The sequence below is a fragment of the Streptomyces sp. RGM 3693 genome, assembly GCF_050471125.1.
Taxonomy (GTDB): domain Bacteria; phylum Actinomycetota; class Actinomycetes; order Streptomycetales; family Streptomycetaceae; genus Streptomyces.
The window spans coordinates 455098-470185 of sequence record NZ_JBMPPQ010000002.1 but is presented as its reverse complement, the minus strand read 5'-3'; the positions used below and the strand labels follow the sequence as shown (position 1 = coordinate 470185).

Annotated in this window: 13 protein-coding genes; 6 read left to right on the top strand and 7 right to left on the bottom strand. The window is 70.5% G+C overall.

Annotated features, from left to right (window positions below; all coding sequences use genetic code 11):
* Positions 1-85 precede the first annotated feature (85 nt).
* Both ACO0M4_RS19425 and ACO0M4_RS19420 read left to right on the top strand, forming a co-directional pair.
* Positions 86-910, top strand: coding sequence for a maleylpyruvate isomerase family mycothiol-dependent enzyme (locus ACO0M4_RS19425; RefSeq protein ID WP_430371982.1), 825 nt, complete (start codon positions 86-88; stop codon positions 908-910).
* Between the two features lie 151 nt (positions 911-1061).
* Positions 1062-3377: an NACHT domain-containing protein gene (locus ACO0M4_RS19420; protein WP_430371981.1), complete on the top strand. Its 2316-nt coding sequence runs from the start codon at positions 1062-1064 to the stop codon at positions 3375-3377.
* Here the strand turns inward: ACO0M4_RS19420 and ACO0M4_RS19415 are convergent.
* The 3 genes from ACO0M4_RS19415 to ACO0M4_RS19405 all read right to left on the bottom strand — a co-directional run bounded on the left by ACO0M4_RS19415 (position 3362) and on the right by ACO0M4_RS19405 (position 6402).
* Complete coding sequence (locus ACO0M4_RS19415) at positions 3362-4726, bottom strand: MFS transporter (protein WP_430371979.1); 1365 nt, start codon at positions 4724-4726, stop codon at positions 3362-3364. The genes ACO0M4_RS19420 and ACO0M4_RS19415 overlap by 16 nt on opposite strands.
* Positions 4723-5415 (bottom strand): GntR family transcriptional regulator, encoded by a 693-nt coding sequence (locus ACO0M4_RS19410; protein ID WP_430371978.1) that lies wholly within the window; start codon positions 5413-5415, stop codon positions 4723-4725. The genes ACO0M4_RS19415 and ACO0M4_RS19410 overlap by 4 nt, the downstream gene beginning before the upstream one ends.
* A gap of 135 nt (positions 5416-5550) precedes the next feature.
* Positions 5551-6402, bottom strand: coding sequence for a GNAT family N-acetyltransferase (locus ACO0M4_RS19405; protein WP_430371977.1), 852 nt, complete (start codon positions 6400-6402; stop codon positions 5551-5553).
* A 208-nt stretch (positions 6403-6610) separates the two neighbouring features.
* Here ACO0M4_RS19405 and ACO0M4_RS19400 point away from each other — a divergent pair, with 208 nt between their 5' ends.
* On the top strand, positions 6611-6787 hold the full coding sequence (locus ACO0M4_RS19400; RefSeq protein WP_430371976.1) for a hypothetical protein: 177 nt from the start codon (positions 6611-6613) through the stop codon (positions 6785-6787).
* A 106-nt stretch (positions 6788-6893) separates the two neighbouring features.
* On the opposite strand, the gene ACO0M4_RS19395 is transcribed toward ACO0M4_RS19400, so the two are convergent.
* The 3 genes from ACO0M4_RS19395 to pdhA are packed head-to-tail and all read right to left on the bottom strand — an operon-like array spanning position 6894 to position 10599.
* A complete protein-coding gene (locus tag ACO0M4_RS19395; protein WP_430371975.1) occupies positions 6894-8375 on the bottom strand; it encodes a dihydrolipoamide acetyltransferase family protein in 1482 nt (493 codons plus the stop codon).
* 20 nt (positions 8376-8395) lie between these two features.
* A complete protein-coding gene (locus ACO0M4_RS19390) occupies positions 8396-9379 on the bottom strand; it encodes an alpha-ketoacid dehydrogenase subunit beta (protein WP_430371974.1) in 984 nt (327 codons plus the stop codon).
* A gap of 2 nt (positions 9380-9381) precedes the next feature.
* Positions 9382-10599, bottom strand: a complete 1218-nt coding sequence (gene pdhA, locus ACO0M4_RS19385; RefSeq protein WP_430371972.1) for a pyruvate dehydrogenase (acetyl-transferring) E1 component subunit alpha — start codon at positions 10597-10599, stop codon at positions 9382-9384.
* A gap of 325 nt (positions 10600-10924) precedes the next feature.
* On the opposite strand from pdhA, the gene ACO0M4_RS19380 reads away from it, so the two are divergent.
* From ACO0M4_RS19380 to ACO0M4_RS19370, 3 genes are all read left to right on the top strand, one after another.
* Complete coding sequence (locus ACO0M4_RS19380; protein WP_430371971.1) at positions 10925-11584, top strand: response regulator; 660 nt, start codon at positions 10925-10927, stop codon at positions 11582-11584.
* 127 nt (positions 11585-11711) lie between these two features.
* Positions 11712-12128 carry a pyridoxamine 5'-phosphate oxidase family protein gene (locus ACO0M4_RS19375; RefSeq protein ID WP_430371970.1) on the top strand — a complete coding sequence of 139 codons (417 nt, stop codon included), beginning with the start codon at positions 11712-11714 and terminating at the stop codon, positions 12126-12128.
* A gap of 52 nt (positions 12129-12180) precedes the next feature.
* Complete coding sequence (locus ACO0M4_RS19370) at positions 12181-13224, top strand: phosphotransferase (RefSeq protein ID WP_430371968.1); 1044 nt, start codon at positions 12181-12183, stop codon at positions 13222-13224.
* Between the two features lie 29 nt (positions 13225-13253).
* On the opposite strand, the gene ACO0M4_RS19365 is transcribed toward ACO0M4_RS19370, so the two are convergent.
* Complete coding sequence (locus ACO0M4_RS19365) at positions 13254-14909, bottom strand: protein kinase domain-containing protein (protein WP_430371966.1); 1656 nt, start codon at positions 14907-14909, stop codon at positions 13254-13256.
* Between the last annotated feature and the right edge of the window lie 179 nt (positions 14910-15088).

Below are 15088 nucleotides of genomic sequence, written 5' to 3'. Positions count from 1 at the left end.
ACCCGAAAGCACTGCCGGGGTGCCCGTGCGCAGCGTAACTTAACTGCCAGACAGCAGCCCGCGTACGAACCGTTCGAGGGGTCCCGTGACCGTCCATCCCAGCCTTCAGTCCTCCATCGATGCCTGGACGCATTCCATAGAAGCGATAACCGAGCTGGTGACGCCGCTCGTCGAAGGCGAGTGGAACAGGGCGACGGACCTCCCAGGTTGGTCCGTGCGTGACATCGTCTCCCACGTCATCGGTCTGGAATGCGAGATGCTGGGCGACCCCCGGCCGATCCACACGCTGCCCCGCGACCTCTACCACGTGCGCAGCGAGTCGGCCCGCCGGATGGAGGTCCAGGTGGATGTCCGCCGGCACCACACCGCGCCGGAGATGCTCAGCGAGCTGGAATACACCATCATTCGGCGCTCCCGGCAGCTGCGGAACGAGACCCGCCAGCCGGACACCGTGGTGCGCAGCCCGCTCGGCGAGGAGCGCACCCTGGAATTCGTCCTGGAGCAGCGGACGTTCGATGTCTGGGCGCATGAGCAGGACCTGCGCCGGGCGCTCGGCAAGCCCGGCAACCTCGACTCGCCCGGCGCGTTGGTGACCCGCGATCTGCTGGTGCGGGTACTGCCCGGCATCGTCACCAACAGGGCCAAGGCACCGGCCCGTTCGACGGTGGTCTTCGACATCAGCGGCCCGGTGGAGTTCATGCGGACCGTCCGGGTCGACGACGAGGGGAAGGCCACCATCGACGGCAGTGTCTCGCTCGGTCCGACGGTGACGCTGGCGATGGAGTGGGACGCCTTCCACCAACTGGCCTGCGGCCGGGTCCGACCGGCGGCGCTCGCCGAGCAGATCAAGATCGACGGTGACCGGGAGCTGGCCGAGGCCATCCTCGACAACTTCGCCGTGACGCCGTAACGCCGTAATGCCCTCCGCAACGGCATTCCGGAGGGGAACCGGCGGACCTGACGGGGCGTCTCACGGGGAGCTGAGGGCCTGCTGGCCCCACAGACGGCAGCGGGCCCGGCGGGGCTTCGACTGCGACCGGCGAGAGGTCGTGGAGGGGGCCATGAACGCGGGGGACGGCCAACCCGGAACCGGAGACGGCCCGGGGAGCGGCGGGGTCTGGAACAGTGCCCGGAACATCCAGGCACACGACGTCTACCAAGGCCAGACCATCCACCTCCACCGGACGCAGGTGCTCACGCCTGCCCCGATCGACTCCGCGGCGGAGGCTCTGGCCCAGGCGGTACACAAGCAGTGGCGTGAGGAAACCCGTAAGCGTGGTCTCCACCTGCCCGAGCCGCTGCCCGTCGGCTGGAAGGTCAGCAGGGAGTTACCCGTTTCACGTGAAACGACCTCCTCGGTTTCACGTGAAACACCCCTGGTTGTTTCACGTGAAACCGAAGCCCCTCCCGACCCCCTCCACCAACTGCTCGCCAGATTCCGGGAGATGGGCATCCCGCGGATGGTGCTGCTGGGCGCACCGGGCGCGGGGAAGACGACCCTGGCGATGCGGCTCATCCTGGCGCTGCTCGTCGATCCGCACCCGCGCGTCGTCCCGGTGATGCTCACGCTCGCCTCCTGGAATCCGCACGAGGAGGCGTTGCGCGACTGGCTGATACGGCGGATCGGCGAGGACTACCGGATGGCGCTGTCGGGCCGGGCGACCGCCGAGGAGTTGGTCGCGGCCGGCCGCGTCCTGCCGGTCCTGGACGGTCTGGACGAGATCGCACCGGCACACCGCGCCGCCGCCCTCCCGGAGATCGACAGGGCCTTCGACGGTGCGGATCCGATCGTCCTCACCTGCCGTTCCCGCGAGTTCCGGGAGGTCGTCGCGGACGGCAGTGGCGTCACTCAGGCGCTGGTGGTGGAGGCGGAACCGGTACCGCTGCCGGCTGTCACCCACTTCCTGGGCGCCTTCGAGGGAGGTCCGCCGGCCGACCGCTGGCGGGCCGTCCTTGCAGAGCTGAGCCGGCGGCCCGGCATGACCGCGGTACTGAGCAATCCGCTGATGGTCACCTTGCTGCGTTCCCAGTACGGCCGCGGCGGCACCGATTCCGACACGCTGCTCAACGAGGACGACTTCCCGGATGCCGCGGCCCTGGAACGGCATCTGCTGGACGGCGTCATACCGGCCGCCTTCGACGGCGCCGGCACACCCGCCGGTGACGTTGAGGGCCCGGGCCGGCCCGTTCGCGCCTGGCCCGCGGAGGCCGCGGGGCGCTGGCTGACAGAGCTGGCGCACCGCGCCGACGGCGATGACCTGGCGTGGTGGCGACTGCCCGGCAGCGTGCTGAAGCCGAGCCTCGGTTACCTCTGGCTGGCGATGACGGTCCTCTGGTGCGCCTCCGCTCTCGTGTTCTTCCGGGCGCTCGCTCCCGACGCGCTCGGCCTTTGGACGGTGGCGGGGCTCGGCCTCGCGGCCCTGGTCGTCGGCACGCTGGGCGTGCTCCCGCTCTCCCACGAGTCCGGTATGGAGAAGGTCTGGGAGGCGCAGGAGGAGCCACCGGGCAAGCTCCGGCGGGCGCTGCGACACCTGGGGGTGTTCGTCGGAGGCGTGCTGGGGTCAGCGGTGCTGGTGGCGGTGGCGGTCGGCCTGACGGCACTGGCCATCTTCCTCATCAATGCCAACAACAAGGTGGCGTCGCAGTGCTACCAGGTGATCGACGGCACGTGCTACCAGCTCGTGGACCAGGACCCGTTCAGCACCGGCGGCAGCCATGACTACCAGCTGATGCCCGTGAACGCGGCCGAACTCCCGCGGTACGAGCCGCTGTCCTTCGCCCCGATCGGCGAGCACCTTCCGTTGCTGCTGCTCGTCGTGTTGGGCATCGGGGTCCTGGTCTTCGTCCACGCTCTGCTGTCGGCGCCGCCGCCACAGGTCGACATGGCGTCGTCGCCCGGCTCGGTCCTGAAGAGCGCGCGCCGGCGGGGCGTCCAGAGCACGGTCTTCGCCCTGACCAGCGGCCTGCTGGCCAATGCCGCGGTGTGGATGCTGATCGAGGCCAGCCCGCCGGCACGGGCGCTGACCGCGCTGCTGAGCCTGACGGTGCTGCTCTTCGTCCTCGCCCGGTCCGTCTGGATGCAGTACGCGCTCAGCGTGGGCCTGCTCGCGGTGCGGCGCCGGCTGCCCTGGCGGCTGATGCCATTCTGCGCGGACGCCCACACGCTGGGGGTACTGCGGCAGGCCGGCTCGCTCCACCAGTTCCGGCACGGCCGGCTGAAGGAACACCTGGCGTCGCGGCATCCCCGTCACCGGGAGGCGGCGGACGGGGATACCGACGACGACGGTGCGGTGGAAGCGGCGGACGCCACGGACGACGCCGCCCCCGAGCGCGCGTCCGTCGAGAACACCGGCGGCGGCCCTCAGGCCGGGACGTGAACGGCCTCGACCCTGCTGACGACCAGCCGCTCCCGCTCGCGCGTGGCCGCACGCCGCCGCAGCCGGAGGATCTGCGAGACCCCGAGCGCCTCCAGCACGAAGACCGAGGCGAAGGCGATCCGGTAGTTGTCGCCGGTGGCGTCGAGCAGGACGCCGACCGCGAGCAACGTGGTCATCGAGGCGGTGAAGCCCCCCATGTTGACGATGCCGGACGCGGTGCCCTGGCGCTCCGGCGGATTGGCCGGCCGGGCGAAGTCGAAGCCGATCATCGAAGCGGGGCCGCAGGCCCCCAGCACCACGCAGAGCACGATCAGCAGCCGCATGGGCGCGTGTGCGGCGGGCCAGCACAGGGTGAGCGCCCACAGCAGGGCGGTGGCCGCGACGGTGCCCAGCGCCAGCGGCGTCCGGGCCGCGTGGTGGCGGGCGATGATCTGCCCGAAGACCAGGCCCACGGCCATGTTGGAGAGCACCACGAGGGTCAGCAGTTCACCGGCCGTGCCGCGGGAGAGGCCCTGCGCCTCCACGAGGAACGGCAGGCCCCACAGCAGCAGGAACACCATCGCCGGGAACTGCGTGGTGAAGTGCACCCACATGCCCAGCCGGGTGCCCGGCTCGCGCCAGGCGGCCGCGATCTGCCCGCGGACGAACGCGGCGCCGCCGTGCTCGCGGGGCGCCGGCGGCGGGGCGAAGCCCTCGGGGTGGTCCTTGAGGAACAGCAGCAGCAGGACCAGCACGGCGATACCGCCCAGGGCGCTGCCGGCGAAGGTGGTCGTCCAGCCGAAGGTGTGCAGCAGCCGGGCCAGGACGAGGGTGGAGATCAGATTGCCCGCCATGCCGACCAGGGCGGCGATCTGCGCGATCATCGGGCCGCGACGGGCCGGGAACCACCGGGAGCCCAGCCGCAGCACGCTGATGAACGTCATCGCGTCACCGCAGCCCAGCAGCGCCCGCGAGCCGAGCGCCATGCCGTACGAGTCCGAGAACGCGAAGCCGAACTGGCCCGCGGTGTAGAGCACGACGCCGAGGGTCAGGACCTTCTTCGCGCCCAGCCGGTCGACCAGCAGGCCGACGGGTATCTGCATGCCCGCGTAGACCAGCAGTTGCAGGATCGAGAAGGTGGACAGCGCGGAGGCGTTGATGTGGAAGCGGTGTGCGGCGTCCAGGCCGGCCACACCGAGGCTGGTGCGGTAGGTGATCGCGACGAAGTAGACCGCGACGCCGATGCCCCATACGGCTACGGCCTTCCGGCCGCCGGGCGGGTCCGAGGGCAGCAGCCGGACACCGCTCCCGCCTATGCCGCCGCCGGCGGGACTGCCGCTTCCGGCGGCACCGTCGGCACCGGCACTCATCGCTCTTCCCCCTGCGCGAGATTGCGGACCCAGCTGACGTGCCGCTGTACGGCGTCGGTGGCGGCTTCGGCGTCACCGGCCCGCAGCGCCTCAAGGATTTCGGTGTGCTCGGCGATGTTCTTGGCGATCCGGTCGGGGTGGGCGTGCATCACCGCAACGCCCATCCGCAGTTGCCGGTCGCGCAGTTGCTCGTAGAGCCGGTCCAGGATCTGGTTGCCGGCACTGTGCACGATGGCGGCGTGGAAGGCGCGGTCAGTGACCGACACGGCGGCCAGATCGCCCGCCGCGGCCTGCTCCCGCATGGTCTCGACCAGCTCGCTCAGCTCGTTGATCAGCGCCTCACCCGCCGGCACGGCCTTGCCCGCCGCGTGCTTCTCCACCAGCAGCCGGGTCTCGACGACGTCGGCGATCTCCTGTGCGGAGACCGGCAGGACCAGCGCGCCCTTCTTCGGGTAGAGCTTGATCAGCCCTTCGACCTCCAGCCGCAGCAGCGCCTCCCGCACCGGGGTGCGCGAGACCCCCACCGCGTCGGCGAGCTCCCCTTCGGTGAGCAGCATCCCGCCCTCGTAGCGGCGCTCCAGGACAGCGTCCTTGATGTGGGTGTAGACCCGCTCGGCGGCGGGCGGCTGTTTGGCGGGAACGGGACCGGTCTCCCTTGTGGGGGCGGTGGGCATGGGCGCTGACGGCATGCGCACAGGATAGATACAACAAGTATGCGACCGGTACGCCATTCCGCGATACGGACGATCAACGGGGCGTTTGTCCTGGTAGAGGCGTTATGAGGGGTCGGCCGGGCCCCCGAAGGGGCGCCGGCCGACCGCCGCTCAGGCCGACATCAGCCCCTGCCCGACCAGGTGGTCCACCACCTGCCGGTGAGCGGGCGCACAGCGCGCACGGGACTCCTGGCGGTCGAACCACGCGTATTCGGCGATCTCCCGGCCGGGAGCCGGCTCGATGTCCTGGGGACCGCCGGTGAAACAGGTCATGTGCAGCCGCCGGCCGTTCTTGCCGTGTGCGACGTCGTGGACGACGAACTCCTCCGACAGCTCGTCGGCGGGAATGCGCAGACCGAGTTCCTCGGCGAGCTCCCGGGAGAGCGCCTCACGTGCGGTCTCCCCCGGCTCGTACTTGCCGCCTGGGAGGTAGAAGGTGTCGTTCCCCCGCGTCCGGACGCTCAGCAGCCGCCCGTCGCGCACATGCAGCCAGGACACCGATCGCAGCGGCGCCTCGCGTTCCACGGCGATCAGCGGGTGGCCGGTCTGCTCGTCGATCCGCCGCCCGCGCTCCGTGAAGCCCAGGTGCGCGTAGAACCGCCGGGCCCGGGCGTTCTCCTCGAAGACCTCAAGGGTCAGCGCGCCGTACCGCGCGGCCGCGTGCTCCACCAGCTTCCCGCCGGTACCGCCGCCCTGCGCCTCCGGCGCCACGAACAGCCCGCCGATCTCGGCACCGTCGTCGGCACCGTTCAGCAGACCGAGCAGCCCGATGACGGCGCCCTCGCGCTCGGCGACCCAGTTCTCCGCCTGGACGAGGTACACCTCGCGCAGGACCCGGGCCCGTTCCCCCTCGCCTTCTCCCTCGATGAACGGATGCGCCTGTTGCGACGCCCTGGTCCACAGGTCGCACACCGCGTCCTGATCTGCGTCCCGATAGCGCCGGATGACTGTATGACTGCTCATTTCGCCGACCGTAAACAGCCGGGCCGGCGGCGGCAAACCCATTCCCGACCGGCGCCCGCCCCCGCTCGGAAGGGGGTCCCCAGAGGGACCCGTGGTCCGACTCAAGGCGTACGCGAGTCCGTACCTGACGCGTACGGATCGGGCCGGAATCCCATGGGTGAATGGAGGCACGGAATCGATACGGCCCGCCGGCCAAGGGGAGTTGACCATGCAGTCCAGGACGCACACCGGCCACCGCACCCGCAACACCGTCGTGCTGGCCCTGATCGTCGCCACCGTATGGGCGGGCGCCGCGCTGACCCGTGGCGCCGCCCAGGCCGATCCGTCTGCCCCGACCGGCCCGGTGGCGCACTTCAGCCGCGTGGTCGAACTCATCCGCGGCTGAGGAACGACCAGGGGCGATGTTTCACGTGAAACTCACCGACCGTTTCACGTGAAACACCGCCCCTGCTGCCGTGCCGGGCCCTGCCCGGACGGTCAGCCCTGCCGGCTCAGCCCCAGGTGATCAGCCGCTTGGGCCGCTCCAGAACCGCCGCGATGTCCGCGAGCAGCTTGGAACCCAGCTCACCGTCGATCAGCCGGTGGTCGAAGGAGAGCGCGAGGGTGGTGACCTGGCGCGGCTTGACCTTGCCCTTGTGGACCCACGGCTGGAGCTTGATCGCGCCGACGGCGAGGATCGCCGACTCCCCCGGGTTGAGGATCGGCGTACCGGTGTCGACCCCGAAGACGCCGACATTGGTGATGGTGACCGTGCCGCCGGACATCGCCGCCGGGGAGGTCTTGCCCTCGCGGGCGGTGGCCACCAGCTCGCCCAGCTCCGTGGCGAGCTGGGGGAGCGTCTTGGCGCCCGCGTCCTTGATGTTCGGGACGATCAGACCGCGCGGGGTGGCCGCGGCGATCCCGAGGTTGATGTAGTCCTTGTAGACGATCTCCTGGTTCGCCTCGTCCCAGGCCGCGTTGACCTCCGGGTGCCGCTTGATGGCGACCAGGAACGCCTTGGCGACCAGCAGCAGCGGATTGACCCGCAGACCGGCCAGGTCCGGGTCCTGCTTCAGCTCCTGGACGAGCTTCATCGTGCGGGTCACATCGACGGTGATGAACTCCGTGACGTGCGGCGCGGTGAAGGCGCTGGCGACCATCGCCTGGGCGGTGGCCTTGCGCACGCCCTTGACCGGCACCCGCCGCTCGCGGGCGGCGTCGAAGGCGGCGACGGGAGCCGCCACGGTCGGGACGCCCGGCTCGGGTGCGGCAGGCAGGACGGCCGGCGCCGCCTCGGCCGGTGCGGCGGCGGCGTAGACGTCGTCGCGGGTGATGACGCCGCCCGGTCCGGTCGGAGCGACCGTCGCGAGGTCGATGCCCAGGTCCTTGGCGAGCTTGCGGACCGGGGGCTTGGCCAGCGGACGCCCGGCGGCCGGAGCGGAGGCGGCGGGCACGGCCGGCGCCACGGGCACGGCCACGGGGGTGGCGGCCGGAGCCGGTGTGGCCCGCCCGTTCAGCTCCGCCTGGAGGCCGGCGGTCACCGGCTCCGACTGAGCCGGCACCCCCGGTTGCGGCTTGCGCGCCCGGCGCTTGGTCGAGGACGGCGCGGCACCGTAGCCGACCAGCACCGCCTGCCGGCCCTGCGGCTCGGCTTCCTCCTCGACCGCCTCGGCGGGTGCCGCGGCGTCGCCGGGCCCCTCCTGGACGGGCCCGGCACCCGGGTCGGTGTCGACCGAGATGATCACGGTGCCGACATCGACGGTGGTGCCCTCGTCGAAGTTCAGCGTGTGCACCACCCCGTCGTAGGGGATGGGCAGTTCCACGGCGGCCTTGGCGGTTTCGACCTCGCACACGACCTGGCCGTCGGTGACGGTGTCACCGGGCTTGACGTACCACTTGAGGATCTCGGCCTCGGTCAGGCCCTCGCCCACATCGGGCATCTTGAACTCGCGGATGCGCTGCACGTTCGCGGCGCCGGCGGTCCCTGCAGTCATGGTCACGACTCTCCTCAACCTCAGTACGCCAACGCACGGTCAACGGCGTCGAGCACCCGGTCCAGTCCCGGAAGGTACTCGTCCTCCAGCCTGGACGGCGGATACGGGGCGTGGAAACCGCCGACCCGCAGCACCGGTGCCTCCAGGTGGTAGAAGCAGCGCTCGGTGATCCGGGCGGCGATCTCCGCACCCGAGCCGAAGAAGACCGGCGCCTCGTGGACGACGACCAGCCGGCCGGTCTTCTCCACCGAGGACTGCACGGTGTCGAAGTCGATCGGGGAGATCGAGCGCAGGTCGACGACCTCGACCGACTTGCCCTCCTCGGCCGCGACCTTGGCGACGTCCTCGCAGACCTTCACCATCGGACCGTAGGCGGCCAGCGTGAGATCGGAGCCGGTCCGGGTGATCCGCGCCTTGTGCAGCGGGTCCGGGATCGACTCGGTGTCCAGGCGCGACTTGTCGTGGTAGCGGCGCTTGGGCTCGAAGTAGATGATCGGGTCGTCCCCGGCGATGGCCTGCTGGAGCATCCAGTAGGCGTCGGAGGAGTTCGAGGGAGAGACGATCTTGAGGCCCGCGACGTGCGCGAACAGCGCCTCGGGGGACTCGGAGTGGTGCTCGACGGCGCCGATGCCGCCCGCGTACGGGATGCGGATGACGACCGGCATCTTGACCTTGCCCAGCGCCCGCGCGTGCATCTTCGCGAGCTGGGTGACGATCTGGTCGTAGGCGGGGAAGACGAAGCCGTCGAACTGGATCTCCACGACCGGGCGGTAGCCACGCAGGGCCAGGCCGATCGCGGTGCCGACGATGCCGGACTCGGCGAGCGGGGTGTCGATCACCCGCTCCTCGCCGAAGTCCTTCTGGAGTCCGTCGGTGACCCGGAAGACGCCGCCGAGCTTGCCGACGTCCTCACCCATGACGAGGACCTTGGGGTCGGCCTCCATGGAGGCGCGCAACGACGCGTTGATCGCCTTGGCGATGGTGATCTTCTCGAAGACGGCCATGGTCAGTTCCCCTCCGCGGCGGCATCGGCGTCGGCGAACGACGCCTGGTAGGCGGCGAACTGCGCGCGCTCCTCATCGACGAGCGCGTGCCCGTCGGCATAGACGTTCTCGAAGATCGCCATGTGGTCCGGGTCGGGCATCGCCCGTACGACGTCGCGGACCCGCTTGCCCAGGGTCTCGCTCTCCTCGTCGATCGCGGCGAGGTAGGCGTCGTCGACGAAGCCCTCGGCCTCCAGGTACTTCCGCAGCCGCAGGATCGGGTCCTTGGCCTCCCAGGCCAGCGTCTCCTCGTCGGCGCGGTACCGCGTCGGGTCGTCGGAGGTGGTGTGGGCGCCCATCCGGTAGGTGAACGCCTCGATGAGCATGGGGCCTTGGCCGGTGCGCGCCCGGTCCAGGGCCGCCTTGGTCACCGCCAGACAGGCCAGTACGTCGTTGCCGTCGACCCGGACGCCGGGGAAGCCGAAGCCCTGGGCGCGCTGGTAGAGGGGTACCCGGGTCTGCTTCTCGGTGGGCTCGGAAATCGCCCACTGGTTGTTCTGGCAGAAGAAGACGACCGGTGCGTTGTAGACCGCGGAGAAGGTGAAGGATTCGGCGACATCGCCCTGGCTGGAGGCGCCGTCACCGAAATACGCGATGACCGCGGAATCCGCGCCGTCCTTCTGCACGCCCATCGCATAGCCGGTCGCGTGCAGCGTCTGCGAACCGATGACGATGGTGTAGAGGTGGAAGTTGTTGCTGTTGGGGTCCCAACCGCCGTGGTTGACGCCACGGAACATCCCCAGCAGGTTCGTCGGGTCGACGCCGCGGCACCAGGCCACACCGTGCTCCCGGTAGGTGGGGAAGACGTAGTCGTCGTCGCGCAGCGCGCGGCCCGAGCCGATCTGGGCGGCTTCCTGGCCCAGCAGCGAGGCCCACAGGCCCAGCTCTCCCTGGCGCTGGAGGGTGGTCGCCTCAGCGTCGAACCGCCGGGTCAGCACCATGTCGCGGTACAGACCCCGCAGTTCCTCTGCAGAGAGGTCGATCGCGTAATCCGGGTGCTCGACCCGCTGCCCTTCCGGGGTCAGCAGTTGTACGAGCTGGTCCTGCTCCGCCTGGTCCGGCCCGGCGCTGTTCCTGGGCCTGGACTCCGACGCCTTTTTCACCGGCGTCGTCTTTTTGGCGGTGGTGCGCTTGCTGCCGCCGCGGGCGGTTTTCCGCTCGGCAGTGCCTTCCACGGTCACGTGCTGCTCCTCCGTCTGTCCGGCCCCCGGGGTCCGCCGGTGGCCGTTTGCGGCTCACCCGGTATCCGATACGGCGCACGGGGTGTGTGCGAACGCGGCCGGATCCGGGTGGAACAAAGCGCCCCGGAGTGGCCTGCTCATTGCACGTTACCCATTGTCAAAGCCGAAGTGGAAATGGCGCTGACCTGCGATTTTGCTTGGATTTCCAAGTAAAACCCGAAGGCTGGGAACAACTCCTGGTCACAGCGTTGCAGGCCGCCGGGACAACGGCACGTTATATCGGTGACCTGGAGCACGGGAAGAGTTGGTGTGTGAGACTGAGGATGTGCGTGAAGACGGAAAAATCACGGTTTTCCTGCTCGATGACCACGAAGTGGTCCGGCGGGGCGTCCACGAAATGCTGTCGGTCGAGGAAGACATCGAGGTGGTCGGCGAGGCCGGCACCGCGGCTGATGCGCTGGTCAGGATCCCGGCGACGCGTCCGGACGTGGCCGTGCTCGACGTCCGGCTCCCGGACGGCAGCGGTGTCGAGGTCTGCCGCGAGATCCGTTCCCGGAACGAGGACATTGCCTGCCTGATGCTCACCTCGTTCGCCGATGACGAAGCCCTCTTCGATGCGATCATGGCCGGTGCGTCCGGTTATGTCCTCAAGGCCATCCGCGGCAGCGAACTCCTCTCCGCGGTCCGCGACGTGGCAGCCGGAAAGTCGCTGCTCGACCCGGTGGCCACCGCCCGCGTCCTGGAACGACTCCGCGACGGCAATGCCGCAAAGGGCGACGACCGGCTGGCGAACCTCACCGAGCAGGAGCGCAAGATCCTCGATCTGATCGGCGAGGGACTGACCAATCGCGTAATCGGTGAACGGCTCCACCTCGCCGAGAAAACGATCAAGAATTACGTTTCCAGCCTGCTTTCCAAGCTCGGTATGGAACGCCGCTCCCAGGCCGCCGCCTATGTCGCGCGCATGCAGGCCGAACGGCGCTGACCAGGCGAAGAACTCCGGCCACGACCACGGACGCGGTGATTCCGTGGCCGGAGAAAGGGACCAACGTCCCGCCGACCGGGGGCTGCCGCCCCTACCCACCACCGCGCCGCACGGGCAGGGTGAGACCATGCCCACCGACGTCTTCCGCGCCATCGAGCTGCTGAGCAGTACCCCCTACGGCCGGGTGTCGGCCAGCCGGCGGGCGCTCCCCTTCACCACCGTCACCCGGCACATCGTCGTCGACGGCCGCCTGCTCCTGCGGCTGCACCGCGGCTACGAGTACCACCGGGCGCTGGACGGCAGCGTCGTCGCGTACGAGGCCGACAACGTCAACAGCGGCGCACGCGACACCTGGTCCGTGCAGTTCACCGGCACCGCCCGGGTCATCGAGCCCACCCCGGCCGAGCGGGAACTGTTCGGCCGCACCCCGCGGTTGGCCGATGGGCTCCCGTACGACGCGGTCTTCCTGCGGATCGAACCGGAATTCGTGACGCTGCATCACCTCACCGACGTCCCGGTCTTCGGATATGCACACCCTCTGTAAGGCTTTCCGGGACACCCACTCCACTGGGCGATGTTGATCTAACATCTGGCGCGTGCTGCGCTCATCTGTAGTCCGGTCGGCGGCGACGCCCGCCCGCGACACCCTCGGATCCCTGCTGCGCCACTACGACGGTGCCGGGGCGCCGCTGTCCTGCGAGCCCGTCGCCGAGGGGCTGCTCAACCACGGCTACTTCCTCGCCACCACCCGCGGCCGCTACTTCCTCAAACACCACCTCGACGGCGACCGCGCCACCCTCACCCGCCAGCACCTGGCCACCCGCCGGCTGGCCGGACTCGGCCTGCCCGTCGTCCCGCCCGTGACGGGCACCGACGGGAGGACCTTCACCGTCCTGGACGGCCGCTACTACGCCCTGCACCCCTGGAAGGAGGGCCGGCACCTGGGCGGCACGGTGCTGACCGTCGGTCAGTCGCGCCGGCTCGGCGCCCTGCTCGGGCTGGTCCACACCACACTGGCGCAGGTCATGGCCGACCAGCCGGCGCCGCCGCGGCCACCCGGCACGGACGCCGCCGCCGACCCCGAGCGGACCTTCGAGACCATCGACGAGCTGCTGTCACTGGCCCGCGGCGCCCGGCCCCGCACCAGCTTCGACGAGCTCGCCGAGCACCGCCTCCTAGAGCGCCGGGCCCTGCTGGAGCGGCAGGCACACCGCCGCCCGGCTCCCGGCGCGGAGCCCCCGGCGGGCTGGGTGCACGGCGACTTCCACCCGCTGAACGTGCTCTACCGCGGCACCGAACCGGCCGCGATCGTCGACTGGGACCGGCTGGGCGTCCAACCCCGCGCCGAGGAGGCGGTACGCGCCGCCGCGATCTTCTTCGTCCGCCCCTGCGGCACGCTGGACCTGGCGAAGGTCGCCGCGTACGCCGGCGCCTACCGCAGTGTGTGCGGGGCCGGCGCCGACGAGCTGGCGGCGGCCGTGCACCGGGTCTGGTGGGAGCGGCTGAACGACTTCTGGATGCTCACCTGGCGCTACCGGCTCGGGGACCTGCGCACCGATCCGCAGTTCCCCGCGGCGGCCGCGCTGGCGGTGTGGTGGACCCGCGAGTTCCCGGCCGTGCGGCGGGCGTTCACGGGCTGACGCACGCGAGGCGTCAGCCCGGCCGGCCGTCAGCCGCCGGTCGCCCCGCCCAGGGGCGAGCCGGCCGTGGTGCCGGGGGTGCCACCGGTGTTCGTACCACCGTTGGTGGTCCCGCCGTTGGTGGTGCCACCGTCCGTGGTGCCACCGTTGGTGGTCCCGCCGTTGGTGGTGCCACCGTCCGTCGTTCCGCCGGTGGTGGTGCCGCCGTCCGTGGTGCCACCGTTGGTCGTCCCGCCGGTGGTGCTGGTCGGCGGCTCCGAGCTCGGCGGCTCCGAGCTGGGCGGCGCGGACGACGGCGGGGTGCTGGGCTGGTGGCTCGGCCGGTGGGTGTAGGTGTTCCCGCCGCCGCTGGTGCCGCCCGGGTAGGTCTCCGGGGTGGTCTGCTCGTCCGTCGGCGGCTCGGTGGTCTGGTCCGACTGCGACGGCTGCGGGGACTGGGTGACCGGCGTCTTGGGCGTGTGCCCGCCGCTCTTGGTGTTCTGCACGGCGAAGGCCACGCCCACCGCGATGGCGATCAGCGCGAGCACCGCGATCAGCCAGATCTTTCCGCGGCCGCGCTTGGCCTGGCGGTACCCGCCCTCGAAACCGCCGTCGTCGTCCCGCATCCCGGGCGTCAGGATCGGCTGCGCCGTGGTCTTGCCGGCGTCGGCGTGGGACAGCGCAGTGGTCTCGGCGGCCCCGCCGCGGAGGGCCATGGTGTGACCGCCGTCGGGCAGCGCGACCGGGCCGGTGTTCCAGGTGCCGGTGTGGCCGCCCTGCTCGTGCAGCATCTGCAACGAGTACTGGACCAGGCCGCGCATCTCCTCGGCGCTCTGGAAACGGTCGTCGGGGTCCTTGGCCAGCGACCGCATGACCAGGCCGTCCAGCTCCGGCGGCACCGCGTCGGCGACCTGCGAGGGCGCCACCGGCATGTCCTGGACGTGCTGGTAGACGACCGAGAGCGGGGTCTCACCGGTGAACGGCGGCCGCTGCGCGAGGAGTTCGTACAGCAGGCAGCCGGTGGCGTAGAGGTCGGAGCGGGTGTCGACGGTCTTGCCGAGCGCCTGCTCCGGGGAGAGGTACTGCGGGGTGCCCATGACCATGCCGGTCTGGGTCATGGTCGACTGCGCCCCGTGCAGGGCCCGGGCGATGCCGAAGTCCATCACCTTCACGGCGCCGCTGTTGGTGATGATCACGTTCGCGGGCTTGATGTCACGGTGCACGATGCCGTGCTGGTGGCTGTAGGCCAGCGCCTCCAGCACCCCGGAGACGATGATCAATGCCTGGTCCGGCGGCGGCGCCTCGGCGTTGAGCAACAGGTCACGGATGGTGTGACCCTCGACCAGCTCCATCACGATGTACGGCACGGTGCTGCCGCCGACGAAGTCCTCGCCGGAGTCGTACACGGCGACGACCGCGTGGTGGTTCAGTCCGGCCACGGACTGCGCCTCGCGTGTGAAGCGGGCCTTGGACACCGGATCCTCGGCGAGGTCGGCGCGCAGCAGCTTCACGGCGACGGTACGGCCCAGGCGTACGTCCTCGGCCGCGAACACCTCCGCCATGCCGCCGCGGCCCAGCCGGTGCGTCAGCCGGTAGCGGCCGTCGCCGACCAGCCCGCCGTTACCCCACAGCTCCGGTGTGTCCGAGACGTTGGAGCCGGTGGCGTCAGGATCGGACGGCCCCTGGGGGCGCTGCGTCGGTGCCATCGGTCCTCGCCGTCGAATCGATCCGCATTACAGCGGTAAGGTCTCGGTCTTCGCTAGAGCACGCTACAGGTTCCGCGGTACCCACCGGTCCGTCGTGGACCGGCCATCAAACCCTTCGCATCCCAAGTGTGGCAAGTTCACCAGGGGTGACCGGAAGCCTGAAACCCCTCATGACTGTG

Bases quoted from the DNA above. Each gene is read 5' to 3' on its own strand.
- ACO0M4_RS19400 (WP_430371976.1), top strand. From the start codon at position 6,611: ATGCAGTCCAGGACGCACACCGGCCACCGCACCCGCAACACCGTCGTG.
- ACO0M4_RS19390 (WP_430371974.1), bottom strand. From the start codon at position 9,379: ATGGCCGTCTTCGAGAAGATCACCATCGCCAAGGCGATCAACGCGTCG.
- ACO0M4_RS19420 (WP_430371981.1), top strand. From the start codon at position 1,062: ATGAACGCGGGGGACGGCCAACCCGGAACCGGAGACGGCCCGGGGAGC.
- ACO0M4_RS19405 (WP_430371977.1), bottom strand. From the start codon at position 6,402: ATGAGCAGTCATACAGTCATCCGGCGCTATCGGGACGCAGATCAGGAC.
- ACO0M4_RS19415 (WP_430371979.1), bottom strand. From the start codon at position 4,726: ATGAGTGCCGGTGCCGACGGTGCCGCCGGAAGCGGCAGTCCCGCCGGC.
- ACO0M4_RS19395 (WP_430371975.1), bottom strand. From the start codon at position 8,375: ATGACTGCAGGGACCGCCGGCGCCGCGAACGTGCAGCGCATCCGCGAG.
- ACO0M4_RS19410 (WP_430371978.1), bottom strand. From the start codon at position 5,415: ATGCCGTCAGCGCCCATGCCCACCGCCCCCACAAGGGAGACCGGTCCC.
- ACO0M4_RS19365 (WP_430371966.1), bottom strand. From the start codon at position 14,909: ATGGCACCGACGCAGCGCCCCCAGGGGCCGTCCGATCCTGACGCCACC.
- ACO0M4_RS19375 (WP_430371970.1), top strand. From the start codon at position 11,712: ATGCCCACCGACGTCTTCCGCGCCATCGAGCTGCTGAGCAGTACCCCC.